The 25139-nt window shown below is 64.0% G+C and carries 21 protein-coding genes; 13 read left to right on the top strand and 8 right to left on the bottom strand.

What is annotated here, in order from left to right; translation table 11 throughout:
- The 5 genes from M9890_05810 to M9890_05790 form a co-directional block, all read left to right on the top strand.
- The coding region (locus tag M9890_05810) for an EfeM/EfeO family lipoprotein (GenBank protein ID MCO5176472.1) at window positions 1-570 on the top strand (570 nt) is incomplete at its 5' end.
- Between the two features lies 1 nt (window position 571).
- On the top strand, window positions 572-1816 hold the full coding sequence (gene efeB, locus M9890_05805; GenBank protein ID MCO5176471.1) for an iron uptake transporter deferrochelatase/peroxidase subunit: 1245 nt from the start codon (window positions 572-574) through the stop codon (window positions 1814-1816).
- An 89-nt stretch (window positions 1817-1905) separates the two neighbouring features.
- A complete protein-coding gene (locus M9890_05800) occupies window positions 1906-2451 on the top strand; it encodes a copper chaperone PCu(A)C (GenBank protein MCO5176470.1) in 546 nt (181 codons plus the stop codon).
- A gap of 17 nt (window positions 2452-2468) precedes the next feature.
- On the top strand, window positions 2469-3143 hold the full coding sequence (locus tag M9890_05795) for an SCO family protein (protein ID MCO5176469.1): 675 nt from the start codon (window positions 2469-2471) through the stop codon (window positions 3141-3143).
- A gap of 94 nt (window positions 3144-3237) precedes the next feature.
- Window positions 3238-4152: an EamA family transporter gene (locus M9890_05790; GenBank protein MCO5176468.1), complete on the top strand. Its 915-nt coding sequence runs from the start codon at window positions 3238-3240 to the stop codon at window positions 4150-4152.
- Window positions 4153-4216: 64 nt separating this feature from the next.
- Here M9890_05790 and M9890_05785 read toward each other — a convergent pair whose 3' ends face one another.
- Together M9890_05785 and M9890_05780 are read right to left on the bottom strand one after the other, a co-directional pair.
- Window positions 4217-4516 carry a hypothetical protein gene (locus M9890_05785; protein ID MCO5176467.1) on the bottom strand — a complete coding sequence of 100 codons (300 nt, stop codon included), beginning with the start codon at window positions 4514-4516 and terminating at the stop codon, window positions 4217-4219.
- Window positions 4517-4622: 106 nt separating this feature from the next.
- Window positions 4623-5753: an ABC transporter substrate-binding protein gene (locus tag M9890_05780; GenBank protein ID MCO5176466.1), complete on the bottom strand. Its 1131-nt coding sequence runs from the start codon at window positions 5751-5753 to the stop codon at window positions 4623-4625.
- A gap of 211 nt (window positions 5754-5964) precedes the next feature.
- Between M9890_05780 and cofD the strand changes: the two genes are divergently transcribed.
- Together cofD and cofC are read left to right on the top strand one after the other, a co-directional pair.
- The gene (cofD, locus tag M9890_05775; protein MCO5176465.1) at window positions 5965-6927 is read left to right on the top strand and encodes a 2-phospho-L-lactate transferase; all 963 of its coding nucleotides are present in this window, start codon (window positions 5965-5967) and stop codon (window positions 6925-6927) included.
- On the top strand, window positions 6924-7622 hold the full coding sequence (gene cofC / locus M9890_05770; GenBank protein MCO5176464.1) for a 2-phospho-L-lactate guanylyltransferase: 699 nt from the start codon (window positions 6924-6926) through the stop codon (window positions 7620-7622). Before cofD ends, cofC begins: the two co-directional genes overlap by 4 nt.
- Window positions 7623-7783: 161 nt before the next feature.
- Here cofC and M9890_05765 read toward each other — a convergent pair whose 3' ends face one another.
- Window positions 7784-8407: a TetR/AcrR family transcriptional regulator gene (locus M9890_05765; GenBank protein MCO5176463.1), complete on the bottom strand. Its 624-nt coding sequence runs from the start codon at window positions 8405-8407 to the stop codon at window positions 7784-7786.
- 371 nt (window positions 8408-8778) lie between these two features.
- On the opposite strand from M9890_05765, the gene M9890_05760 reads away from it, so the two are divergent.
- Window positions 8779-9741: an NlpC/P60 family protein gene (locus M9890_05760; GenBank protein MCO5176462.1), complete on the top strand. Its 963-nt coding sequence runs from the start codon at window positions 8779-8781 to the stop codon at window positions 9739-9741.
- Window positions 9742-10052: 311 nt separating this feature from the next.
- On the opposite strand, the gene M9890_05755 is transcribed toward M9890_05760, so the two are convergent.
- Window positions 10053-11195: a rod shape-determining protein RodA gene (locus M9890_05755; protein MCO5176461.1), complete on the bottom strand. Its 1143-nt coding sequence runs from the start codon at window positions 11193-11195 to the stop codon at window positions 10053-10055.
- 1063 nt (window positions 11196-12258) lie between these two features.
- Between M9890_05755 and M9890_05750 the strand changes: the two genes are divergently transcribed.
- The 3 genes from M9890_05750 (at window position 12259) to M9890_05740 (ending at window position 16644) form a co-directional block, all read left to right on the top strand.
- Window positions 12259-12852 (top strand): hypothetical protein, encoded by a 594-nt coding sequence (locus tag M9890_05750; protein ID MCO5176460.1) that lies wholly within the window; start codon window positions 12259-12261, stop codon window positions 12850-12852.
- Between the two features lie 217 nt (window positions 12853-13069).
- The gene (locus M9890_05745; GenBank protein MCO5176459.1) at window positions 13070-14875 is read left to right on the top strand and encodes an ABC transporter ATP-binding protein/permease; all 1806 of its coding nucleotides are present in this window, start codon (window positions 13070-13072) and stop codon (window positions 14873-14875) included.
- Complete coding sequence (locus tag M9890_05740) at window positions 14872-16644, top strand: ABC transporter ATP-binding protein/permease (GenBank protein MCO5176458.1); 1773 nt, start codon at window positions 14872-14874, stop codon at window positions 16642-16644. Before M9890_05745 ends, M9890_05740 begins: the two co-directional genes overlap by 4 nt.
- 53 nt (window positions 16645-16697) lie before the next feature.
- Here the strand turns inward: M9890_05740 and M9890_05735 are convergent, their stop codons facing one another.
- Window positions 16698-17669, bottom strand: a complete 972-nt coding sequence (locus M9890_05735; protein ID MCO5176457.1) for a hypothetical protein — start codon at window positions 17667-17669, stop codon at window positions 16698-16700.
- Between the two features lie 196 nt (window positions 17670-17865).
- On the opposite strand from M9890_05735, the gene M9890_05730 reads away from it, so the two are divergent.
- Together M9890_05730 and M9890_05725 are read left to right on the top strand one after the other, a co-directional pair.
- Window positions 17866-19158, top strand: coding sequence for an MFS transporter (locus tag M9890_05730; protein MCO5176456.1), 1293 nt, complete (start codon window positions 17866-17868; stop codon window positions 19156-19158).
- The gene (locus M9890_05725; GenBank protein MCO5176455.1) at window positions 19158-20081 is read left to right on the top strand and encodes an aminoglycoside phosphotransferase family protein; all 924 of its coding nucleotides are present in this window, start codon (window positions 19158-19160) and stop codon (window positions 20079-20081) included. The genes M9890_05730 and M9890_05725 overlap by 1 nt, the downstream gene beginning before the upstream one ends.
- 503 nt (window positions 20082-20584) lie before the next feature.
- Here M9890_05725 and M9890_05720 read toward each other — a convergent pair.
- The 3 genes from M9890_05720 to M9890_05710 form a co-directional block, all read right to left on the bottom strand.
- Window positions 20585-21457 (bottom strand): hypothetical protein, encoded by an 873-nt coding sequence (locus tag M9890_05720; protein ID MCO5176454.1) that lies wholly within the window; start codon window positions 21455-21457, stop codon window positions 20585-20587.
- An 89-nt stretch (window positions 21458-21546) separates the two neighbouring features.
- Window positions 21547-23577: a S9 family peptidase gene (locus M9890_05715; protein MCO5176453.1), complete on the bottom strand. Its 2031-nt coding sequence runs from the start codon at window positions 23575-23577 to the stop codon at window positions 21547-21549.
- Between the two features lie 54 nt (window positions 23578-23631).
- Window positions 23632-25110 (bottom strand): amidohydrolase family protein, encoded by a 1479-nt coding sequence (locus M9890_05710; GenBank protein MCO5176452.1) that lies wholly within the window; start codon window positions 25108-25110, stop codon window positions 23632-23634.
- Window positions 25111-25139: the final 29 nt, after the last annotated feature.

Raw genomic sequence — 25139 nt, 5'->3', positions numbered from 1 at the left:
CCGGTTGCCGAGAGCTTCGGCGATCTCGACCCGGCCATTGATGCACGTGAGGGTGACGTGCCGGACGACGAGTGGACCGGCTTCCACGTCATCGAGAAGGCACTGTGGGTCGATAATTCGCTCGATGGCATGGAGCCAGTCGCTGACAAGCTGCTGGCTGACGTGAAGTCGCTCCGCGAGCAGGTGGAAGACTCGAACCTGAGCGTTGAGCAGATCGCCAACGGCGCGGTCGAGCTGCTGAACGAAGTCTCGGCATCGAAGATCACCGGCGAGGAAGAACGCTACTCGCACACCGACCTGATCGACTTCGCCGCCAACGTCGATGGCTCGCAGGCGGCCTACGACGCGGTGCAGCCGATCCTGGCGACACGCTCCGAGGGTCTGGCAACGACCATCTCCGAAGCATTCACCAATGTCGATACGGCGCTGGCAGATTATGCTGATGGTGACAGTTACGTGCTGTACACCGACCTCACAGAGGAGGACACACGCAAGCTCAGCCAGGTGATCGACGCGCTCGCCGAACCGCTCTCGCGAGTCGCCGAGATCGTTGTCGGACAGGGTTCCTGAGATGACCGGGCGGCGGATCTCACGTCGCCGGTTCCTCGGAACAGCCGGGGCTGCCGGTGCCGGTCTGCTGGTTGCGGGCGGAATCGTCGCTACACAGCTGGATGATTCCGCAGAAGCGACCAATGCTGCCGTGCCGTTCTACGGTGCGCACCAGGCCGGTATTGCCACGCCCGCGCAGGAGCGTGCGTTTGTCGCGACGTTTGATCTCACGACAGACAAGCTCGACGATGTGCGCGCGCTCTTGCGCAACTGGACCCGTGCGGCCGCGCTGATGTGCGCCGGGGAGCCGGTCGGGCCGGTCGAAGGCGATCAATGGGCACCGCCGATCGACACCGGCGAGGCGACCGGCCTCGCAGCTGCAAACCTCACGATCACGGTCGGCGTCGGCCCGACCTTCTTCGAGCGGGACGGGGCAGATCGCTTCGGGCTGGCCAATCAGCGTCCCGAGCAACTCATCGACTTGCCGGTCTTCGCCGGTGATGCGCTCGATCCGGCGCGCTGCGGCGGCGACATCGTCGTCCAGGCCTGCGCCGACGACGCCCAGGTGACGTTCCACGCAGTCCGCAACCTGGCCCGAATCGCACGCGGCAAGGCGGTCATGCGCTGGTCGCAGCTCGGGTTTGGCCGGACCGCCAGCACCAGCCGCGAGCAGGAGACGCCGCGCAACCTCTTCGGCTTCAAGGACGGCACCAACAACATCCTCGCTGAGGACGAGGCGGCGATGAGCGAGCATGTCTGGGCCGCAGCCGGGGACACGCCCGACTGGATGGCCGGTGGCTCCTACATGGTCGCACGCCGCATCCGGATGCTGATCGAGGTCTGGGATCGTTCGACACTGCTCGATCAGGAGCAGACGTTCGGACGCACCAAAATCACCGGCGCACCACTCGGCAAGGAGGCCGAGCACGATACGGTCGACCTCGTCGCCACAGACGACGCGGGCGATCCGCTCATCGATCCACATGCACACATCCGCTTGGCCGCGTCGAGTGAGAATGCCGGCGTGCGCATCCTGCGGCGGGGCTACTCGTTCACCGACGGGATGGATACGCGGCTGGGCCAGCTCGATGCCGGGCTGTTCTTCATCTGCTTCCAGCGCGATCCGCGCACGCAGTTCGTTGTCCTGCAACAGCGCCTGTCGACCGACCTGCTGAACGAATACATCAAGCACACCGGCAGCGGCACCTATGCCATCTTCCCCGGAGTTCAGGATGGCGGCTACCTCGGCGAAACGCTGCTCGGCTAGTCCGGGCCGAGTCGTCATGTCGCCAAATGAAGAGTAAGGTTGGACGCTGGGCGCGGATCGGCGCTCTTCGGTCAAGCACGGGGAACATTATGTCGTCAATCTATCCACGCCGCGCTGTCGTTGTCGCCGTCTTGCTGCTCGTCCTGTTCGGCACGATCGCCTGTGGTGGGTCGGATGATGACAACTCGGCTGCGCTTGCTCAAGGCGGCGGGATCACCGTTGTCGATGCCTGGGTGCGACCGGCCGACATTGGCGACGCGGAGCAAGACAATCGCAGCACCGACGCAACGCCTGCGAGTGAGCACGACCACTCCTCATCCGTGACAAGCGCCATCTATCTGACGCTGGAGAACACTGGCGACACCGATCAGCAGCTCGTCAGCGTCGAGACTGATGTCGCCGACATGGCCGAAATCCATGAGACAACCGACAACGCCGGTACGATGCAGATGCGACCGGTCGACGGCATCGATGTCCCTGCCGGTGAGCGGATCGAGATGACGCCCGGCGGAATGCACATCATGCTGATGGGTTTGCACAAATCACTCAAGGCCGGTGACCATATCGACGTGATGCTGATGTTCGATTCCGGATTGATGCTGGAGTTCGACAACGTCGAAGTCCGCGACCAGTAAGAGAAGACAGACGACGCATGTCCGAGACAACAAGCACATCGCCGGAGGTGGTACAGGCTGGCCCGAGCCGCGCCGTGCGGTTCGCGCTGCTGGCCCTGATCGGTGGCCTCATCATCGGCCTGTCAGGGTTCACGACCTGGGCCTATCTGGGCCGCGGCAACGATGAGCTGCCCGGTGTCGGCACGAAGCAGGTGGTTGAGCCGCCAACGCAGCTGCCGGACTTCACGCTCACCAGTCAGACCGGCCAGCCGCTGAGCCTCAGCGAGCTGTACGGCAAGCCGGTGCTGCTCTTCTTCGGCTTCACCCACTGCCCGGACATCTGCCCAACGACACTTGCCGAGTTCCGCTCGATCAAGCAGGACCTCGGTGACGCCGGGCAGAACGTCGCGTTCGTCTTCGTGAGCGTCGACGGCTCGCGCGACACGCCCGACATCATCGCGAACTACGTCGGACGCTTCGATCCCAACTTCATCGGCCTCACCGGCACTGAGGATCTCGTCCGAGAGGTCGGCAAGGACTACTTCCTGCAGTTCCAGCGCGCCGATCTCGGCGACGGCGCAGCCGACGGTGACTACACTGTCGACCACACGGCCTACACCTATCTCATCGACCCGGAAGGCCGCCTGCGCGTCATCTACCCATTCCAGACATCACCATCCACCATCGTCGACGACCTGAAGTCGTTACTCTGACCGGGCCGGACAACGCCACTTCAAACACGCTGCCAGATGTCGCACCGCACGTACGCTTCGAACAAGGTATCCTGCGACGCTGGAGGGTAGCCGGTTGGAGACGACTTCTACGAGCGACGTCGGGGCGAAGCATGTGCTCTGGCTGCTGTCGCTGGGGTTGATCTGGGGCTCGTCGTATCTGTTCATCAAGGTGCTGGTCGATGCTGCCAGCCCGACCGTCATGATCGCAGTCCGACTCGCGCTCGGGCTGCTGCTGCTCGGCAGCGTCATGCTCGTGCGCGGCGAGCGGCTGCCTGCCTGGGGGCGACCGTGGGGCTTGCTGCTAGTGATGGCAATCGCCGGGAACGTCATCCCGTTCACCCTCATCACCTGGGCCGAGCAGCATGTCACATCAGCGCTCGCGGCGGTGCTGAGCGCCACGACGCCACTATTCACGCTGCTGGTCTCGGCACTCGTCTTTCGGCACGACCGACTATCCGGTACGCGGGTGGTGGGACTGGCGATCGGGTTCGTCGGCGTCATCCTGCTTACCGGGCGCTCGGTGCTGGACCTCGGCAGCAGCGACACAATCGGCACGCTGGCGCTGCTCGGCTCCAGCGTCTGCTACGGGTTCTCGTTTGCCTTCGCCCGGCAGTACATCCGCGGCAATCCGGTGTCGAACGTCACCGCTCAATTGATGATGGCGCTCGTCATCATGGCACCGTTTGCGATCTTCACGGGCTGGGTGAAGCCGGCCGAACTGCACACCGGCAACATCGTTGCCTGGGTCGTGCTCGGTGCCGTCGGCACTGGCATCGCCTACCTGTTCTATTACGCGCTGATCGGAGAGATTGGTGCGACGCCCGCTTCGCTCGTGACCTACATCATTCCGCCAGTCGGCGTCATCCTCGGCTGGCTGGCGCTGAACGAGGGTCTGGGCATCAACGGGCTGATCGGCATGGTCCTGATCGTCGCCGGCGTCGCCGTTGCCTACGGCTGGCACCGGCGTCTGCTGCCACGCGCCAGATAAGCGCGCCCCTCTGCATCAGTGCGTGTTGGCACTGATGCAGAGGGGCGGTGTCATCGCGTCGTTGTCAGCCGGTCTGCTCGCCCTCGGCTTCGCCGTTCTCATCGCCCTCGCGATGCGGCTCAAGCGTCAGATCCTCGAGAGGCTCCGATTCGGCAACGGCAGCTTCGGCCTTGTGCGCGATCTCGTCGCCATTCTCGCGCATCGGCTCAAGCGCCAGATCTTCGAGGGCGTCGTCCGACTCAGGCATCGGTGCGGACTGCCCGAACGAGCGGGCGGGTGGCTTCGGCTTGTCGGCCTGCTCGTCGCTCTTGCGAGGCGGCCTGGCAGGGTGTCCCTTGCGGGGCGGATTCGGGATTCGGGGCATCGTTGCCTCCTTCGATACTGGTTCTCCCTGTCCGGTCGGTCGCCGGTCAAGACAATCTAGCAGAATCGAGCAAGCACGACGATGTCCACATGTCTCTGTTGCCCTGCTAGCTGAGCTTTTTCCCGTTCCCGGCAGCCGCTTCCAGTACGGCATCCGCCAGCATCGGCGCGACCCAGCGGACGCTGAGCGTCGATTCCCGGTACCAGGCCCGACCAACGACATTGTCCAACGTCACATAGCCACCATTGACGACGGCCGGCAACGATTGGAACAGCGGGCTCGACTCCTGAGCTTCCGCGTCCTCCGGGAAGAACGCAAGCGACAGGATGATGTCTGCATCGCTAATCTCGTTCCAGCGTTCCAGAGACATCGAGGTGAGATCGTCATCGTTCGGCGACACGATGTTCAATCCCATGCGCGCCAGAATTCGGGCACCGGTCGTGTTCGCGCCCTGCACCAGGAACTCGTCACCAAAGGCGTAGGCGACGGTAACCTTCTTGTCAGCAAGATCAGTCAGGCGAGCCGCCTGCTCGTCGAGGATGCGCTCGGTCTCGGCAATTGACGCTTCAGATTCCTCGACCGCACCGGTTGCCTGCCCGACAAGGCGCTGCATGTCCTGCCACGGGACCAGATCGTCAACCTTCAGGACCAGCGTCGGCGCGATGCCGCTCTCTTGCTCGAAGATATCCGGTTCAGTCCAGACATCGATGATCAGATCAGGATTCTTCGCCGCGAGTTGCTCGAGATCGAGCTCGTAGGTACTGAAGTCGAACGACTCGACGCCGTCGATGAATGCCTCATCGCGCCACGGTTGCTGATCCACACCGTACTGCCTGGTGATGCCGAACAGGACTGGGCGAATGCCAATCGCCTGCAATGTATCGAGTGGCTCGTTGTCCTCAGTACAGATAATCCGCTCGGGCTGCGCCGGAATCGTTGTTGTGCCAAGCGCGTGCTCAAGCTCGATCGGGAACCCACTGGATGCAGCCGGGCTACTCTCCTCGGTTGGTTCGTCCGTCGATGCCGAAGCTTCGGTGGCGGCGAGCGGCTCCGTCGCTGCCGGCGATGCAGATGCGTCAGGTGCGGTCGTCGCGGTCGGTTCGTTATCCCCGCCGCAGGCAGCCAGCAGCATACCGGCCCCGACGCCGAGGCCGGTATGCATGAATCGCCGACGCGACGTCAAGCGCCGCATGGATCTCAGGATCTCAGCACGTCCGTCACCGTCTTGCTGCGACATGTGCTGTGCCCAACCCATCTATAGTCAGCCACCGCCTCCAATCGGACAACGGCATCATGTAATTCCTACTGAATCAATCGGGATTATAATGCACTGAGCGTGATCGGTGATGGTGCGCTAACGTTCGGTCAGGTGCGCCATCCTGAGGACTCGCGGTAGGATTTGGCGCGATCAGGCGATCGGGTATGGGATACGGGAGGCTGGCTCAGCGATGGCAGGACGGATCGTGGCACTGGCCGGTGGCGTTGGCGGGGCGAAGCTCGCCCACGGCCTGCAGCTCACCCTGCCCGACCCTCGCGCGTTGGCTGTCATTATCAATACCGCCGACGACTTTGAGCTCTACGGCCTTCACATCTCGCCCGACCTGGATACGGTCATGTACACGCTCTCCGATCTGGCCAACCCGGAGACAGGCTGGGGCATTCGTGACGAAACGTTCGCGACCCTGCGGATGATCGCGCAGTACGGCGAAGAGCCCTGGTTCCAGCTCGGCGACCGCGACTTCGCTACCCACATCCTGCGGACAGCCGCGCTACGGTCCGGCACCGCGTTGAGCGAGATCACCGGCACGCTGGCACACAACCTCGACATCGCCGCCGACCTCATCCCGATGACCGACGATCGTGTCGCAACACTGATTGACACGCCCGACGGCCGACTCGATTTTCAGGAGTACTTCGTTGCGCGGCACCACGCCGATGTCGTCAACGGCATCGTGCTGGACGGTATCGAAAGCGCGACGCCCGTACCAGCCGCGTTGGCGGCCATCGGCGACGCGGAGGTGATCGTCTTCTGCCCGTCCAACCCGTTCGTCTCGATCGGTCCGATCCTGGGGTTGCCGGGCATGCGGGCCGCGCTGGACGATGCCGACGCACCGGTTGTCGTCGTCTCGCCGATCGTCGGTGGCGAGGCGCTGAAGGGTCCGGCGGCGGCGATGATGCAGGGGCTGGGGCACGACGTCTCGGCACTGGGCGTTGCCCGTATCTACGCCGGGCTGGCCGATGGACTGGTGATTGATTCGGTGGATCGCGATCTGACTATGGCGATCGAGGACCTTGGGGTGCGTGTCCTGGTGACCGATTCGATCATGCGGAACAACGACGACCGTGAGCGGCTGGCGCGCGAGACGCTGGCGTTCGCGCAGTCACTCGCGACATCGCGAAGCGCCCGATGACAGTCTGCGCAGTCGAGCATCCAGCACGGTCGGGGCGATGCAGCACCAGCCTGCGACTCTTCGCACTGCTGCCGTTCCGCGGGCTGGCGAATCCGAAGAGTCGCCTGTCGACCCAACTATCGGAAACAGAGCGGTCTGCGCTGGCGCTGGGCTTGCTCAATCGGGCCATTGCCGCCGTCGCCGGTGCAGGAATCGAACGCGTCGCAGTCATCACCCGCGACCCGGCGTTGCAAGCCGCCGGTCTGGATTCGCGCGCCGAGGTGCTGCTGCAGGAGACTGAGGGGCTGAACGCCGCCGTGCGCCAGGGGCAACGCTGGGCGCTCGCCGGTGCGGCAGATGGGCTGTTGATCCTGCTTCCGGATCTGCCGGTGCTGGAGGTCAGCGACATTCGGGCGCTGGTCGATGCCGCCTCGCTGGACAGCGCTGTGATCGCGCCGGATCGCCACGGCACCGGCACGAATGCGCTCCTGCTGGCACCGCCCGATGCCATCGCCCCGGCATTCGGGCTGGGGAGCGCCGGTCGGCACCGCCGCAGCCTGGCGCTGGCCGATGTGCCCGTCACCGACATCGAGCGCCGTGGCACCCATCTGGATCTTGATACGCCCGACGACTACCGGACGCTGGAGACGACGGTCGGCACAGCATCCTGCTCAGATGGTGTGTCGAACGTAAACCACCATTCGTCCGGGGTATAGGGGAACGGCGTCCGCAGCCACTGCCGCACGAGCAGTGAGATGGACGTGACCAGCGTCGCCAGCCCGAGCCCGCCCGACACGATGCCGACCAGGCGCGCCGTCCCAACAGATGCGAGTTGATTCAGTTGTGGTGCTTTCACAATGCACCTCCTTCATGACGGCTACGGTGCCGCATTCGGCGCCAGGAGCTTGTGCGCCATCTCGCGCGCCGCAGTCCGCAGCGCGTCGACGTCGGACGGGATGCCGAACGTCAGGCACGAGTAGACTGCGTCTTCGATGGCGCTGGAAATCAGATAGGCGAGCAGCTCGGGATCTCCACCGGGTACCGCTGCCTCGCCCCGCTCGACCGCGCGACGGATGGCTTGCGCGAATGGCACAACCGCCTGCCGCCGACTCTCGGCAAGACCGCGGATCGCCTCCGGCTGCACTTGTCTACGGAACAGATCGAGCTCACGCTGATACGCAATCTGCAGATCGAACGAGGCATCAACCACCGCATCGAGCAATGTATCGAACGAGCCCTCCCAGCGGTCGATGAGTGACGCGATCTCGCCGGCCATCGCCTGTCGGACGCGCGCCCGCACACCGCTGACCAGCGCCTCTTTGTTGTCGACGTAGAGATAGACGGTTCCGCTGGCAATACCGGCCCGTCGTGCAATCTGCGCAATGGTGGTCGCCTCAATGCCCTGCTGCAGGAAGAGCTCCAGCGCCGCATCGAGAAGATCGGTCTGGCGCTGTTCAACGCTCACCAGTCGTGGGCGGCCGCGCTGTCGTGCTTGCGTCATTGCCGTGCCCTTCTTCGCGCACGAATATTGGTGACGCGCATTCAGTATATCACGAACTGGGCGAAACGTCTCGAAAAGTCGCGCAATCCGCTTCACGAATTACAACACGCCGGAGCGTCAGTCTGTTCCGCTCGACCAGTTAGCCGGGAAAGGATGTACGCAGTGGCAGGCGGTGAGGCGTGATGCAGCATCCTGACGATCGACGGCAATCTACGCCCCGCCCATTCTCAACGAGCAAGCGTCAGGCGCATGACAATACTGTGCATCTGGCAGCAGCAGGCTGATCGGCCTTGGTATCCTCCAGGCAGACAATGTCGTCCGATGCTGGCTTTGGCCGCGTCGCAGGTACTCGAACAGGAACGGACCCGTCCATGCGCCGCGCCGCCGGCCTGCCGCTCATTCTCCTGCTGGTCACACTCATCGCTCCGCTCGGGCTGCCCGCGACCGATGCCCGCGCCGAGCCGGCCGGGGTCGTTGTCGTCCTCGGTCAGTGGTCAGACCAGATCCAGCAAGCAGCCGCAGCGGCAAACGTGCCGTGGCAGGTCGTCGCCTCGATTGTGATGATCGAGTCGGCTGGCGACGCCAACCTCGTCGGCCCATCCGGCAGGCAGGGACTGATGCAGGTCCAGCCCGGCAACAACAGTGTTGACGCCAGCGTGGACCTGCTCGACCCGACAGCAAACCTCAATGCCGGTGCGCAAATCCTCGCCGGCCTCTACGAGCGCTGGGGTTCCTGGTCGCAGGTCGCCGCCGCCTACACCGATCGCATTGACGAGCGCGGCAACGTCATCGAGCGTCTTGACGATCACGGGCTGACCGGTCGTGAGTACGTCGCCCTGTTCGAGCGACAGACGGCCAGCCTGGGCTACGCCGTCGGCCCGGTCGCTGTGCCGTACAGCCTGATCCCTCGCGAAGTCGACATCATCCGCGTAGCCACAACCGCGCTCGGCACACCCTACGTCTGGGGCGGCGAGTCCTACGAAGAGGGCGGCTTCGACTGCTCCGGCCTCGTCCAGTGGGCCTGGGCGCAGCTCGGCGTTCCGGTGGCGCGCACAGCAGCCGAGCAGTTCGATACCACCGAGCGGCTCGATCCGGCTGATGTGCAGCCCGGCGACCTGATCTTCTTCGCCAACACGACGCCCGTCGGACGCCAGGCGAACGCACTGGCCGGTGGCGAGCCGGTGTCGATCATCACCCACGTCGGCATCTACGTCGGCAACGGCATGATGCTCCACTCGCCGGATGTCGGCGAGTTCGTCCGCATCGACAAGCTCGACACCCCGTTCTGGCGTGCCCACCTCGCAGGCTACGGTCGGGTGCAGACTGGCGGGTAACCGAACGCAGTGATGCTGTCAGGTGTGATAGCAATCCCCGTCCCCTGTCGTCTTGAGTGGGCTGTCAACGTCGAGCAGTTCGGTCCGACAGCCAACCCCTTGTCCTGTCATTTCGAACCGCAGTGAGAAATCTCCCCTGCGTTGGACTGCGTCAAACGGGTGGGAGATCTTTCGGTTGCGACCTCAAGATGACAGAGGGTGGGGTTGGCTGCCGGACCGGACTGCTCGACATTGAGAACGCGCTCAAGAAGGCAGGCGGAAGGGCTGGCTGCCGCGTTGGGATGGTCGACACTTTGGCGCTGACAGGCCAATCAAAGAGACTGGAAGCCGAGCTTCCTGTGATTGATGATGATGCTCTGGATGATGCCGAATGACACCAGCACGAAGAACAGCGCTGTGCCGCCAAGGGAAATGAATGGCAGTGGAATGCCGGTAACCGGCATGATGCCCAGGTTCATCCCGATGTTCACGAACGTCTGGAAGAAGAACATCGACGTGATGCCGATGGCGAGCTGCTGGCCGAAGGTATCGTGCGCGATCGTCACCGCGCGCAGCATCCGCCAGAAGAGCAGCATGAAGGCGAGGAACAGCGCGATGCCGCCGACGAAGCCGAACATGCTCATCGCATGAGCGAAGATGAAGTCGGTTTCACTGACCTTCAGCAGATTGAACTCGGCCTGACTGCCGCCGTGCAGCCCGTGCCCGAACCAGCCGGCCGAGCCGATCGTGATGCGTGCCTGGATGATGTTGTAGCCCTGACCAAGATAGTCGCGATCAGGATCGAACGACACCATCAGGCGGTCCTTCTGGTAGTCGTGCAGCAGTCTGAGCCAGGCGAACGCGACTCCCGGAATCGCCAGCAGCGCCAGCCCGACCAGATAGAGCAGTCGTGTTGAGGACATCACGATCATACCGAGCCAAATGGCGGCGAATACGCCGGTTGTGCCGAGGTCCGGCTGCATGAAGACCAGGCCCATCGGCAAGGCGACGATGCCAATCGAGATCAGGAAGTTCGAGAGCCGGTCCATTTCGTGGCGACGTTCACTGATGAATGCCGCTAGCGCGATGATCGTTGCGATCTTGGCCAGCTCCGATGGCTGGAACGAGATCGGGCCGAGGAAGAACCAGCGTGTCGAGCCAGAGATCGTTTCACCGATCGCCAGCACGGTGAACAGCAATCCGACCGAGCCGACGTAGGCAATCGCGGCGAATGACTTCAGGTACTTGTAGTTGATCGACGCCAGCGTGAACATCGCGATCATGCCTGCGACAAAGTAAAACGCCTGGCGCGATACCTCCTGGCCGATGATGCCGCCTTCCGCGCCGGATGCGCTCCAGATCGTCACCAGACCGAAGATATTCAGAACAACGATAAGGACGACCATGAACGGGTCGAACTGCGTGGCGGTGCGGGGTCGCGCTCGAACGGCGCGCATTCCTGCGATCGAAGCCATGATGTGCTGTGCTCTCCACGATGGTCCGGCCCGGAACAGCGTCCCCTGACTTCAGGCCCGGCCGGACGAGTAGATCAGCGACTAGTATAGAGCGATGGCGAACGCGGGCACAGTCCGCGACAATGTCCGCAACGACATCGTAGTCGCGCACGTGCGCACTGGGAGCGCAATCCCGGCACAGAAAGGACACAATCCGTGGCCGACGAGCAAAAGCAGGAACAAGCCAAACCGGAGCTGAAAGAGCTAGCGCCGATCACCACGCAACACGAAGCGACGATCCGCGGCGAGACGGTGAGCTACAACGTCACCGTCGGCCTGATGCCGCTGCGCAACGACAAGGACGAGATTGAAGCGCAGGTCTTCTATACCGCCTACACGATCGAGGGCGATGAAGGTGACGCTCCCCGCCCGCTGACCTTTGCCTACAACGGCGGACCAGGCTCATCGTCAATCTGGCTGCATATGGGCGCGCTCGGCCCGAAGCGCGTCCAGCTGAACCCGGATGGCACGATGCCGCCGCCGCCGTTCAAGCTCGTCGACAACGATCAGTCGTGGCTGCTGGACACCGACATCGTCTTCATCGATCCGGTCGGTACCGGCTACAGCCGCGCCGCAACCCCGGAGCTTGGCGAGAAGTACTACGGTTACTCCGGCGACATTGAATCCCTCGGCGAGTTCGTCCGTCTCTACCTGACGCGCACAGGCCGCTGGTCGTCGCCGCTCTTCCTGGCCGGCGAGAGTTACGGCACGCTGCGTTCCGCCGGGCTAGCCGGCCATCTGATCGATCGCGGGATCGCGCTGAACGGCATCTCGCTGATCTCGGCGGTGCTGTCGTACGCGACGCTCGACATGTGGGCCGCTGGACACAACGACTTGCCCTACGTCCTGTTTCTACCATCGTTCACCGCGACCGCCTGGTATCACAAGCGGTTGCCGGCTGAACTGCAATTACGCGAGCTCGAGGATGTGCTCGCCGAGGTCATGAGGAGTTCGCGGCAACGACTATCTGCTGGCGCTGTTCAAGGGCGACGCGCTCACCGACGACGAGCGCGAGCATGGTGCAGTGGTTGCAGCCTACAAAGGCCTGAGCGAGCAGTTCGTCGACAACAGCAACCTGCGTATCCAGATCATGCGCTTTTGCAAGGAGCTGCTGCGCGACGAGAAGCGGACGGTTGGTCGGATCGACAGCCGCTTCATCGGCATCGATGCGCTGGCGGTGACCGAGACACCGGAAGTGGACCCGAGCATGATCCACCCCGGCGCGCCGTACACGGCGATGATCAACGAGTATCTGCGCCAGACGCTGAAATTCGAGAGCGATCTGGTCTACGAAACGCTCTCGATGAACGTGTTCCAGAAGTGGAAGTACGACTCGGTCAAGAACGGCTACCTCGATACCACCACGCCGATGCGCAATGCGTTCAACCGCAACCCGCATCTGAAGGTGCTGATCACCGCAGGCTATTACGATCTGGCGACGCCGTATTTCGCCATTCGCTACACAATGGACCACCTCGGGCTGGATGCGTTGCGCCGCGATGACTTCCACTACACCTACTACGAAGCCGGGCACATGATGTACGTCGATGACGCCTGCCGCGAGCAGTTCTACGACGACATTGCGGCGTTCTACGCCAATGCGCTGGGCAACGAATAGCACGTATCAGCCACCGACCAGTCCCGCTCATCTGCGGGGTTGGTCGGTCTTGTCCATGCTTGCGCATGATCGATTCGGCTGTTAGGATGCGCGAGCGCAGCGCACGGAGCTGCGTAGACTATCTGCTTTCTATCCACATAGCCGAAAGAGGGTGACATGCTGGCGACTACGTTGAAGGGTCACATGATTCGACGATTCTTCAACGAGAGTGACGGGTATGTCCTCGACCAACACATCGGTTTCGGCACAGGCGGGCGCGACTAACCGCCAGATTCCACAACAATTCCAGACGCTTCGCCGCTACTGGCGGCTGCTTTCGCATTACCTGCGCTCGGAGTGGCCGCGCGTCGCGCTGCTCGGCCTGATCCTCATCTGCACGATCGGCGTTCAGGTCATCGCGCCGTTGCTGGCGAGCGAGTTCGTTGACCGCGCGTCCGCCGGTGAGCCGCTACGCGGGCTACTCGTGCTGGCGCTGCTGACAATGGTCGTTGCCCTGCTTGGGCAGGCCGCCGGAGTCGCAGAAGCGTGGGTGGCTGAGAATATCGGCTGGATCGCCACGAATGCGCTGCGAGCCGATCTGCTCGCGCACGTCCTGCGGCTGGATGCGAGCTATCACACGACGCACACGCCCGGTGAATTGATCGAGCGGGTTGATGGTGATGTCAGTATTCTGGCGCGCTTCTTCTCGCGCTTTGTTGTCTATGTCATTGGCAACGCACTACTGATCCTGGCGATTCTGGCGTTGCTGGTGCGCATCGACTGGCGCGTCGGGTTGGGCATGAGTGCGTTCGTCGCCGCTGGGCTGGTCGTCATGTTGCGGATACGCGCAGCCGCCGCCCCGGCCTGGATGGCGGAGCGCGAGGCCAGCGCCGGATTCTACGGCTTCCTCAGCGAGTACCTGGCCGGCACCGAGGATGTGCGCTCGTCCGGCGCAGCGTCATTCGTCATGCGGCGCTGCGCTGAGACGATGCGCGCCTGGATGGCCGCCTGGACACGTTCCAGCATGTGGGGCTACGCGGTCGGCGCGAGTAGCCAACTCCTCTTTGCCTTCGGAACGGCGGCGGCATTCGCGCTCAGTGCGATGCAGTTCCGCTCCGGTGCACTGTCGATCGGCGCGGTCTACCTCGTCTTCCAGTACACCGCCGTCCTCAGCCGCCCAGCCGAACAGTTGCGTAACGAGGTTCAGGATCTGCAGCAGGCCGACGCCAGCATCGCGCGGGTCGAGGGACTGCTGGGGACGGTCCCACAGATCGTCGATGGCCTCGGCGAACTGCCAGCTGGCTCCTTATCGGTCGAGATGGATAGCGTCTCGTTTTCCTACGTTGACGATTCGCCGGTCCTCCACGATGTCACTGTGCGGATCGATGCCGGCAGGGTGCTCGGCATCGTCGGCCGAACTGGCAGCGGAAAGACGACGCTGACGCGATTGCTGGTCCGCTTCGTCGATCCTGGCCTCGGTGTCGTTCGAGTTGGCGGTGTTGACACGCGCACCGTGCGCCTCGACGCGCTGCGCTCCCGCATTGGCGTCGTGAGCCAGGAGGTCCACCTGTTCAACGCCAGCGTGCGCGACAACCTGACGCTCTTCGATGACCGCGTGCCGGACGATGTGCTTCTCGATTTGTTGACATCGCTCGGCCTCGGCGGCTGGCTGGCTGGCTTGCCCGATGGTCTGTCGACACGGCTTGGGACTGGTGGCGTTGGCCTGTCAGCCGGCGAGGCGCAGTTGCTGGCCTGCGCGCGCGTCTTCTTGCGCGACCCCGACATCGTCATTCTCGACGAGGCGTCGTCGCGGCTCGATCCCGCCACCGAGCGGTTGTTGCACGACGCGCTGGCCCGGCTGCTGAAGGGCCGCACCGGCATCCTGATCGCGCACCGACTGGACACGATTGCGCTTGCCGATGATGTGCTGGTGCTGGAGGATGGGCGGGTGCGTGAGCATGGCGAACGCATCGCGCTGGCCTCGAATCCGGAATCGCGCTTCTCCGAGCTGCTTCGGATCGCCGGAGCGGAGGTGGCGTCGTGAGCACGGCAACGATGACAGCGACGCGTCCGACCTGGCGCAATATTATCTCGATGATCCGGGCGCGACCGGGTCTCTATTTCCTGCACCTCTCACTCTGGACGATCATCCACCTGTCGCCGCTCATCCCGGGCCTGATCGCGAGAGAGTTCTTCGACTCCCTCTCCGGCTCGTCGGGCACGTCATTCGGCACGAACGAGCTGATCCTGCTGCTCGTTCTGTTCGCCATCGCGCGGTCGGTTCTCTGGATGGCGGCCGGTTTTGCCGAGACGCTTTCACGCTTCGTGATGAGCGGCCAGATTCGCCGCATCCTGCTGAAGACCATCCTCGGTCGGCCCGGCGCAGTCGCGCTGACGACGCCGGTCGGCGAGACGATCAGTCGCTTCCGCGACGATGCCTACGCCGCCGAAGATGTCGTCGACTGGATCAACGATGTCATCGGCTCCGGCCTGTTCGCGCTGGCGGCGCTCGTCATCATGGCGCGCATCGACATCTGGGTGACGGTCGTTGTCTTCGCGCCAATGCTCATCATCGCTGCCATCGCGCGGCGGGCGAGTAACGCGCTGAGTGAACGTCGCGCAGCCAGCAGCCAGGCGACGAGCGACGTGACGTCGGCCATCGGCGACATCGTCGGCGCGGCGCTCGTGCTGCAGGTGGCGGGTGCTGAAAGCCGCGCCGTCGAGCACTTCCGGCGGTTAAGCGAGCGGCGGCGGTCGGCGATGCTGGCCGATCGGCTGTTGACGCAGGCGCTGGAGGCGATCACCGCCAACACCGTCTCGATCGGCACCGGCCTGGTCATGCTGCTGGCTGCCAGCCGCCTGCGCGACGGCTCGCTGTCCGTTGGCGACTTCGTCCTGTTCATCAGCTACCTCGGCTACATCGCCGGATTCACCGATGACCTCGGGCGCTTCCTTGCGCACTATCAGCAGACCGGCGTCGCGTTCCGGCGCTTGCGCCACATCATCGGCGGTGATTCGGAGGCGGTGTTGGTGCAGCATGAGCCGCTGTATCTGCGCGGGTCGCTGCCGCCAGTCGCGCAGTATCCCGCCCGGGATGCTGAGCCGCTTGAGCAGCTTGATGTCCGCGATCTCTCGGCTACACATCCGGGTCAGGAGCATGGCGTCAGCGATATCTCGCTGACGCTTCAGTGCGGCACGCTGACAGTTGTGACCGGCAGGATCGGCGCGGGGAAGACGACGCTGTTGCGCACGGTGCTTGGTTTGCTGCCGCTCAACGGTGGCGAGCTGCGCTGGAACGGCCAGCGGATCGCCGATCCCGCCGACTTCATGACGCCGCCGCGCGCGGCCTACACCGCGCAGGGGCCGCGACTATTCAGCGACACGCTCGAACGAAACATCCTGCTCGGGCTTGACGTCGAGCCGCCGGATCTTGCCAGGCGCTACGCACTGCAGTGCTGGATCAGGATGTCGCGGCGCTACCGGCAGGACTGGAGACGCAGATCGGCACGCGCGGTGTCGCGCTCTCCGGCGGCCAGGCGCAGCGCATGCCGCTGCGCGGATGCTGGTGCGGCAAGCCGATCATTCGTCATCGACGATCTCTCCAGCGCGCTGGATGTCGAAACCGAGCGTCTGCTGTGGGGACCGTCTGCTGACCGATCCCCGTCGCACGTACCTCGCCGTCTCGCACCGACGCGCCACGCTGCAACGCGCCGATCAGATCATCGTGCTCAAGGACGGGCGGGTCGAGGCGAGCGGCCGTCTCGCGGATCTGTTGGCAACGAGCGGCGAGATGCGGGCTCTCTGGCAGGCTGAAGAAGCGCCGGAGCCGCAACCGTCGCTGGAGTAGTCCTGCATAGATGTGGGAGCTATGCCCGAGCCTCGCTCAACGCCAGCAGCGACGGCAGGCGGACATCGAGCTGCTCCCACGTCTCTCCAGCATCGAAGCTGGCCATGATGTTGCCATCGTGCATGCCGGCCACGATCGAGTTTGGACGGTCGTGCAGACTGAGCAGCGCGTACGGCATCGACGGCAGTGGGTCCGTACCGAGGTCGAGCACCTGCCAGTCGTCGTCCCCGCGCTTGCGGAAGACGCGGCCCTTTGCCTGTCCGTTCGTGACGTGGGCATCGCGGGCTGAGAAGCTGGCCGAGACGTACCAGAGGTCCGGGTTGGCGTCGTCGACGGCCAGCCCCCAGACGTAGTGGCGATCCATGCCCTCGTCTGCCGTACGCCAGGTCTCGCCGCCATCGTTGGAGAATGCGACGCCGCCTCCCGCTGCCTCGTAGACGCGGCCCGGCGCGTGGCGATGGGTCAGCACTGCGTGCGAATCGTGGTAGGAGTTCGGCTTGCGGTCCTCCCAGGTCACGCCACCGTCGGTCGTGCGCATGACGCCGCCTAGCTCGATGCCGACGTAGATGCGGTCGGGGTCGTCGTGGTGCGGCGCGATCCAGCGCACGTGACTTGTCCACGGTCGCGGCGGGAATGACCAGGATGGCGCGCTGGGCAGCTCCGGCAGGGCCGGGCTATCGATCCAGGTTGCGCCGTTGTCGTCCGAGCGATACAGGCGGCTCGGCTCTGTCCCGGCATAGACGGCGTTGACGCCATCGGTCGCCCGCGCCGGGGACACGGCAATTGAGAGCACTCGCTGGTGTGGCAAACCGTGGCTGACATGCTCCCATGTCTCGCCCGCGTCAAGCGTGCGGTAGATGCCGGCGTCAAACGTTCCGACGAACACGCGGTTCGGGTCGTGCGGATCGACAGCGATGCACTGCGCGCCGGAGCCATCGAGCGATGTCATTTCCTCCACGCGGCCGTCGGCATCAACATTGAGTCTCACCACCGCAGAACCAGTGGCTGCAAACAGACGGAATGGCTGCATTGGGGTTGCCCCTTTCGTTGCAATGCGGATCATGGCGATCTCTGCGATCTGGTGGGAAGCCGCATTGTGAGGTTGTGGAAGAGTGTAGCGCGTATGTCGCGCAGGCATTATCCTCGGCGGAATGCTGAGAGGGTGATGGATGCATGGTGATGAGTCATTGAACACATTAGACGTAGAGGACGCGGAGTCGAAGGGACTCCGTGCGTTCTATCAACGCAACCGCATCCTGATCTGGGTCTGCGTCCTGATCGGGTTCAACCAGCTCGGATTCGGCAGCATCGTGCCGGTGGTGCCGCTCTACGCCGAGTCGTTCGGTGTCTCGAAGACGGCGATTGGCCTGACGATCGCGATCTACGGACTCGCCCGCTTCCTGCTCAACGTCCCAACCGGCATCATTGCTGACCGCTTCGGCCGTCGCGAGGCGCTGGCGCTCGGCGGCGCGATCACTGTCCTCGGCAACCTCATCTGCGCCATTGCGCCAGATTACACTGTCTTCCTGATCGGGCGCTTCGTCGCTGGCGGTGGCGCGGCGATGGTCATCACCGGCACGCAGGTGATGATCGCCGACATCTCGCGGCCGGACAATCGCGGCCGGATGATGTCGATCTACATGGGCACCTTCATGTTTGCCGTCGGGCTCGGGCCATTACCCGGCGGCTTCCTGGCCGAGTACATCTCGCTGGCAGCGCCGTTCTACATCTACGCCATCCTCGGCACAATCGTCGCCATTCTGGCCTGGTTCCGTGTGCCTGAAACGCGCAATCTGCGGCAGGAGAGCTCCGCCGGAGTTGAGACCAAGCCGGTGCCGTTCGCCACCCAGATTCGGGTGCTAACGGCACAAGTCGGCTTCCTGCTCATCTCGATCGTGTCGTTCGCGACCTTCTTCGCCCGCACGGGTGGCTTGTTCACCCTGATTCCGACGCTGGCCGAAAACAAAATCGGCCTGACCGCCGGACAGATCGGCATCGGCCTGGCGATGATCTCGATCATGGGCCTGATCCTGGCCTACCCGAGTGGCGTGCTGGTCGATCGATTTGGCCGCAAGGCGGTTATCGTGCCGAGCACGCTGATCAGCGGCATCGCCCTGTTGGCGTTCGCGCTGGCCGGCAGCTTCACCGGCTTCATCGTCGCCTGCGCCACCTGGGCGTGCGCCTCGGGTATCGCGGCAGCAGCGCCGACCGCCTACGCGGCCGATATGGCACCGCCGGGCATGAACGCGCAGGCGATGGGTACCTATCGCATGCTGGCCGACTTCGGCTACGTTGCCGGCCCGCTCGGCCTCGGCTTCGCTGCCGACATCTTCTCGACCGAAGCCGCGCTCTACGGCACAGCGATCATGGTTGTCGTTGCCGGCGCGGCCTTCGCGGTCCTCGCGCCGGAGTCGTTCAAGCGCGGAACAGCCGTCGCCGCCGGGCCGGCAGTTGCCGTCTCAGGCGGGCGGGACGAATAGTGAGCCGCGACCCATTTGCGATTCCTGAGCAGTTCGCGGCGCGGATGCGCGGTGTCTTCGGCGCTGATCCGGCGACAGGCTGGCTCGCGCGATTACCGCAGATCGTTGAGCAACTCGCCGCAGAATGGCGACTGATCGTCGAGCCGCCGATTGCCAATCTCTCCTACACCTGGGTTGCCCCAGCCACACGCGAGGACGGCACCCGCGCGATGCTGAAGATCGGCTTTCCCGATCCCGAGCTACAAGTCTCGATTGACATGCTACGCCTGTGCAACGGTCGCGGCATGGTCCGGCTGCTGGAGTCGAGGCGCGAGCAGGCTGCCTCGCTGCTGGAGTTGATTGAGCCAGGAGCAACGCTGCGCACGGTCGAGGACGACGATGATGCGATGGCGATTGCCGCTGATGTCATGCGCCAGATCTGGCGACCCGTCCCCGCAGCGCACTCCTACCCGCATGTTGCCGATTGGGCGCGTGGCCTGGCTCGACTGCGCGAACGGTTTGATGGCGGCACCGGCCCACTGCCCGCGCGTCTGGTCGAGCGGGCCGAGACGCATTTCGCCGAGCTGCTGCCGTCAATGGCCGAGCCGGTCGTCCTGCACGCAGACCTGCATCACGAAAACATCCTCTCGGCGACGCGTGCTCCCTGGCTGGCGATCGACCCGCACGGCGCGATCGGCGAGCCGGCCTACGAGACTGGCGCGCTGCTGCGTAACCCGATACCGGAGATCGCGTCCGAGCCGAACCTTGCGCGCCTGCTCTCCCGTCGCATTGATGTCCTCGCCGAGCGGCTCGAACTCGACCGCCAGCGCATCCGAGCCTGGGCGATAGCCCAAGCCGTCCTCTCCGCGTGGTGGGATATTGAAGGTGAGACAGGCGAGGATTTCCCCGCGATCGCTTGCGCCGAGGCGCTGGCTGCCGGTTAGGATGGGGTCGTGGGCTAGCCGGGCGTATGCAATACGCCCCTACAAACACGCCGCTATGATCCCTCCGACAATGTTTCGTGAAACGGCATCATTGCCGTAAATGTAGGGGCGTATCGCATACGCCCGGCTAGCGTCCCAGCCGCTTTGGGTTAGACAGCACCTTTGCCTCGCCAGGATGTCACCTGACAGCGAGGAGCTTTCCTGCGTTGGACTGAGTCGAGCGGGTGGGAGATCTCTCACTGCGGTTCGAGATGACAGGACAAGGGGGTGGCTGCCGATCCTGAGCGCCGCCATTGCCATCAATGGCGATTAGTTCGGTCCGGCAGCAAACCCCTCTTCCTGTCATCTCGAACCGCAGTAGTGCTCCCCGGTGTTGGGCTGCATCGATTGACGCCTGCGCCGAATTAGCCTGTCGGCTCGCCGAACAGCCGGATCCGACTGACGCCGCCGTCCGGGATGATATTGATCCGGGCGTGGGTAATCACGCCGGGTCAACGATCTTGTCAGCGAACGTGTGGACTGTGTGAGGCACCGGGCTGCTGCCGGCAGCAACACTGGCCAGAACATGCTCTGGGTGACGTCGACGTGTCGGTTTGAGCGCTGCTCGTTTGCTGCCTGAATGATGATCGTGTCCGGGTAGTTGCCCTTGTTGGCGGCGTCGGTCTCGATCGACTTGATCGCGCCGGGATGACCGTCCCGGCGATCAACCATTCGTTGCCGGGCACGCGCCGACGGCTCGTCTCCCAGCCGTCGCCCATGTTGATGCCGCGATCCGGCAGGAACACCTTGCCCGGCCAGCCGTAGTGCGCGTCACTCCAGGCGACCGGCCGTCCGCCCTGCATCAGGCCGGACAGCTCAACGAGATCGCCGCTCTCCTGCGCCGCATCGAAGACGAATCGACCGTGAACGCGCTGGCGAGCGACGCCGCCATCCGGGTAGATGTTCAGACGCAGCTCACGCCACGGGCCTGGCTGCTCAACCTCCACGTAGTGGTGCGCATTGCCGCCGAGATTCGTCGGTGGCACGATCTCGGTCCATTCGCCATCCAGTCGTCCGTCGATAGACGCTGATGGCGGGAAGTTGCCGGTGAAGTATGACGTGTCGATGTCAACGCCATACAGCAGCGCCACGCGGCCCAGCCGGACGACGCAGTGGTCGTAGCCCGGTCCGCGCTTGCGGCGCGTCTCCCAGCCATCCATCCAGCCGCCGTGGTCATCGAATTTGCCGGGAATCCGGACGGGCGGTTCGGCCTGAATCATCCGTTCCTTCGCGGCAAAGAACTCATCAGTCGCCGAAATGACCTCAGCGCCAAGGCGAGGCTGGGCAAGGTTGGGCCACCGGGTAACGAAATCCGGCACGGTGTCATTTGCAGACATCTGCTGATCCAATCTCTATGAGGACTTGATCACCGCGGCATGCGAACGTCAGAAGATGTTGCAGTGTGCCGCGGTGGTTCGATAGGGCTCTAGCTCGTTGCTTCTTCGGCACCATCTTCGAGATAACGACGCATCCAGTCCATCGTGACCTGGCGGCGGACGACGCGCGTGCGCGGCTTGCCGATGCTGAGCTGGACGTGACTCTCGCCCGGGAAGCGCACCATCTCGGTCGGGACGCCGCGCGCCTTCAGCGCGGTGTAGAGCTGCTCACCTTCCTCGATCGGGCAGCGCCAGTCGGTCTCGGCCTGCAGGAAGAGCATTGGCGTTTGCATGTTCTTGATGTAGTAGAGCGGCGAGTGCTCCATGTACCAGTCGAGGTTGTCCCAGACTGATTTCTCCATCTCCGGCTCCAGCCAGTACCAGCCGATGTCGGAAACGGTGAAGAACGAGACCAGGTTGCAGATGCTGTTCTCGCTGACGGCCACCTTGTAGCGGTTCGTCTGGCCGACGATCCAGTTGGTCATGAATCCGCCGTAGGAGAGGCCGGTGACGGCGAGCCGATCCGGATCAACTCCGCCGCGTTCGATGGCCTGATCGAGCGCCGCTTCCTGCTCCTTCCAGTCGGCCCCACCCCAGTCTCCAATGCAGGCGGTAGCGAAGTCTTCGCCGTAGCCCTGGCTGGCTCGGGGATTCACGAACAGCACGTTCCAGCCAGCACCGGCCCACTGCTGCATGTCGAAGAAGAACGTGTGCCCGAAGATCGAGTGCGGTCCACCGTGGATGATCTGGACGAGCGGGTACGTCTTCGACGGGTCGAAGTCCACCGGTCGGATCAGCCAGGCGTCGACTTCGAAGCGATCATCGAACGCCTTGAATGGGTGATGTTCCGGCTGCTGGATGGCGACCTCGCTGAGAAATCCGCCATTCAGGTCCGTCAGGCGCTGCTCTTCGCTGCCGTCGGCCGCGCAGGTATAGATGTCGCACGGGTTCGTGAATGTAGCGGCAGCGAATGCGAGCCGACCATCGTTCGCTTGAGACACGTAACCGATCGTTCGATCGCCGGCAACAGCCTTGGTTGCGCCGCTACCGTCGGCGGCCGCGCGGTAGACATTGACCTTGCCCTTGTCGCTGGCGGTGAACAGCACGCCGGTGCCATCAGTTGTCCAGATCAGTGGCGTGTGGTCGCGTGGGCCCCAGGTGTCGCTGAACGAGCCGGTGGCTGGGCTACGATCCAGGTCGTCGGTCAGGCTACGTGGAGTGCCGGAACCGTCCGCGCTCGCCAGGAAGACCCTGGCGTTTCCACCAGCCCGGGTTTCGGCTCGCCGACCGATGAACGCGACGGATGAGCCGTCCGCCGACCAGGCAGGAGCGCTTGCTGCCAGTAATTCGCCGTTGATGGCGACCGCGTTGTCTTGCTCACCGGACGCCAACGCATGGTTGGCGTCGACAACATAGAGCTGCGAGTCGAAGCCGACCTCGCTCAGTCGATTGCTGATGAACGCGATCCGGCTGCCATCCGGCGACCATGCCGGTGAGGCTGCGCCCGCATCGGCCCCGGTGACCCGGCGCGCGTCTCCCGACTCCAGGTCAACGACCCAGACCTGGCCAAACCGATCATCGATGTAGCCCGCCTCGTCGAAGCGGTAGCGCAGACGCTTGAGGTGCCGGATCGTGCCGCCCGGTGCGTTCATATCCGCGTCGGACATGCCGAAGCCCTCGCTGCTGAGCAGCGCGACCCGGCGACCAAGCGGTGAGACGACCGGGCCGGATACGCCGCGATTGAAGCGCGTGATCTGGCGCGATTCGCCGCCACGCAGGTCATGGAGATACAGTTGCGGCGCGCCGGAGCGATCCGAGACGAAGACGATTCGCTGGCTGTCCGGCAGCCAGCGCGGCGAGGTATCGCGGCTGTCGCTCACTGTCACATGGCGCGGCGTGCCACCGCCAGCTTCAACGATCCAGATGTCCGACGCGTAGCGGTTCTGCGTGTCGCTGTGCAGCGAGCGCTTCACCGCGTAGGCAACCAGCCGCCCGTCCGGGCTGATCTGGGCGTCATCAATCGTCCGAATGCGCAGGATGTCTTCCGGCTTCAGCGGCCGCCCGTGTTCAGAGGTTGTCATGGTGTCCTTTCCCTCCCATCATCGGGCGGATCATAGACTGATTTCGTCTATCGGTCACGCCCGTTCGCTGGGTCGAACGACTGGAAAGGACGGAGTGTAGATCTCTTCGACGGGCGGATGGAGGTGAGAACGCTCCGGGTAGGATGCGATCAGCTTGTCATATTGCTGTTGCGCCTGCTGGTGCATCGCATCCAGATCGTAGCCCTCAATAATGCGGTCGCGCATGACGGTGCGCCCGTTCACGACGACGGTCGTGATGTCGCGACCGGAGCCGTTCAGCACCATCGTCTGAATCGGGTCCACGAGCTGGCCCATATGGAATGCCGACAGATCGAAGATTGTGATATCGGCCAGCGCGCCGGGTGTCAGCCGACCCAGGTCGGGTCGTCCGATGGCGTTCGCGCCGTCGATGGTCGCGGCGGTGTAGTAGTCCGCCGCGCTGACCGTCGGGCCGCCGGTGCGGATGCGCGTCGCGATGACGCCGGTCAACAGGTTGAGGATCATGTCGGGCGGGTAGGTGTCGGTGCCCAGGCCAATGTTGACGCCCATCTGGTGGTAGCGGGGGAATGAGTCCATCGCGCCCCCGCCGCGTGCGCTGACCAGCGGACAGTGGACGATCGTCGCCCCGGCATCGGCGAGCCAGCGCAGCTCCTTGTCCTTTTGCTCCGGTGTTGGATGTAACCCACCGAGCAGCGAACCATGCGGCAGCAACGCGCGCTCACTGAGGAAGCCGAGGTCGTGGAGCAGCTCCAGCGACGACTTGCCCCAGCGTTCGTCGACGAGCTGCACTTCCAGCTCGCCCTGACAGCAGTGCAGCCGGACAGGGCAGTTCAGATCCTCCGATGCCTGGGCAGTGTGAATCAGCAGTTCCTCGGTGCAGCCTTCGATACGGTCAGGCTGCAGGAATCCGCGAATCAAGCCATCGTGCGCACCGTCGTAGTCGCGCACAAACTGGATCGCCTCATCCAGCCCGCGCATGCCGCGCTCGACGTCCCAGTGCATGCCGTACGAGCCGTCCGGGTAGATCATCGGCAGACCGGTGCGATACGACGGGCCGAGGTACATCCTGATGCCCAATCGCGCGGCAGCATCGGCCGCACGCGCGTTCTCCTCATACGTCTCGGCCCACGCGCGGTAGAGGATCGAGCGGATCGGCAGGGCGGTCGTGATACCGTTGCGCAGCAGCTGGACCATAGCGTACTCGTGCTGGAACTGCTCCTCGTCGGCGGTGTAGACATCGCGCGGCCCGCGTTCAACGTAGGTGCTGGCCCAGACACGCCCCTTCGCCCAGCCGGGATGGTTGTCGAAGCCGAGGACGGTTGAGTCGAGGTCGAACAACGCATCCAGATCGATGAAGCCGGGGCCGACGATGGCATAGCCCGCGTCAATCACCTCATCGACTGGCTCCGTGTAGTTGTGGCCGGTGAAGATGATCGTATTGCCGTCGTAGACCACCTCACCATCTTCGAGGATGTGATGGCTCTCGCCGTCACTCGCGACGACGTAGCGTCCACGCACCAGCGTCCTGGTCACACCTGTCTCCTTACCGTTGTAGATCCCCT

The sequence above is a fragment of the Thermomicrobiales bacterium genome, from assembly GCA_023954495.1.
Classification (GTDB): Bacteria; Chloroflexota; Chloroflexia; order Thermomicrobiales; family CFX8; genus JAMLIA01.
This window is presented reverse-complemented; position numbering and strand designations above follow the sequence as displayed.

What these genes read in the sequence shown, in the direction of transcription:
- efeB (MCO5176471.1), top strand. Translation starts at nt 572, where the DNA reads ATGACCGGGCGGCGGATCTCACGTCGCCGGTTCCTCGGAACAGCCGGG.
- M9890_05800 (MCO5176470.1), top strand. Translation starts at nt 1,906, where the DNA reads ATGTCGTCAATCTATCCACGCCGCGCTGTCGTTGTCGCCGTCTTGCTG.
- M9890_05795 (MCO5176469.1), top strand. Translation starts at nt 2,469, where the DNA reads ATGTCCGAGACAACAAGCACATCGCCGGAGGTGGTACAGGCTGGCCCG.
- M9890_05785 (MCO5176467.1), bottom strand. Translation starts at nt 4,516, where the DNA reads ATGCCCCGAATCCCGAATCCGCCCCGCAAGGGACACCCTGCCAGGCCG.
- M9890_05780 (MCO5176466.1), bottom strand. Translation starts at nt 5,753, where the DNA reads ATGTCGCAGCAAGACGGTGACGGACGTGCTGAGATCCTGAGATCCATG.
- cofD (MCO5176465.1), top strand. Translation starts at nt 5,965, where the DNA reads ATGGCAGGACGGATCGTGGCACTGGCCGGTGGCGTTGGCGGGGCGAAG.
- cofC (MCO5176464.1), top strand. Translation starts at nt 6,924, where the DNA reads ATGACAGTCTGCGCAGTCGAGCATCCAGCACGGTCGGGGCGATGCAGC.
- M9890_05765 (MCO5176463.1), bottom strand. Translation starts at nt 8,407, where the DNA reads ATGACGCAAGCACGACAGCGCGGCCGCCCACGACTGGTGAGCGTTGAA.
- M9890_05760 (MCO5176462.1), top strand. Translation starts at nt 8,779, where the DNA reads ATGCGCCGCGCCGCCGGCCTGCCGCTCATTCTCCTGCTGGTCACACTC.
- M9890_05755 (MCO5176461.1), bottom strand. Translation starts at nt 11,195, where the DNA reads ATGGCTTCGATCGCAGGAATGCGCGCCGTTCGAGCGCGACCCCGCACC.
- M9890_05745 (MCO5176459.1), top strand. Translation starts at nt 13,070, where the DNA reads ATGTCCTCGACCAACACATCGGTTTCGGCACAGGCGGGCGCGACTAAC.
- M9890_05720 (MCO5176454.1), bottom strand. Translation starts at nt 21,457, where the DNA reads ATGTCTGCAAATGACACCGTGCCGGATTTCGTTACCCGGTGGCCCAAC.
- M9890_05715 (MCO5176453.1), bottom strand. Translation starts at nt 23,577, where the DNA reads ATGACAACCTCTGAACACGGGCGGCCGCTGAAGCCGGAAGACATCCTG.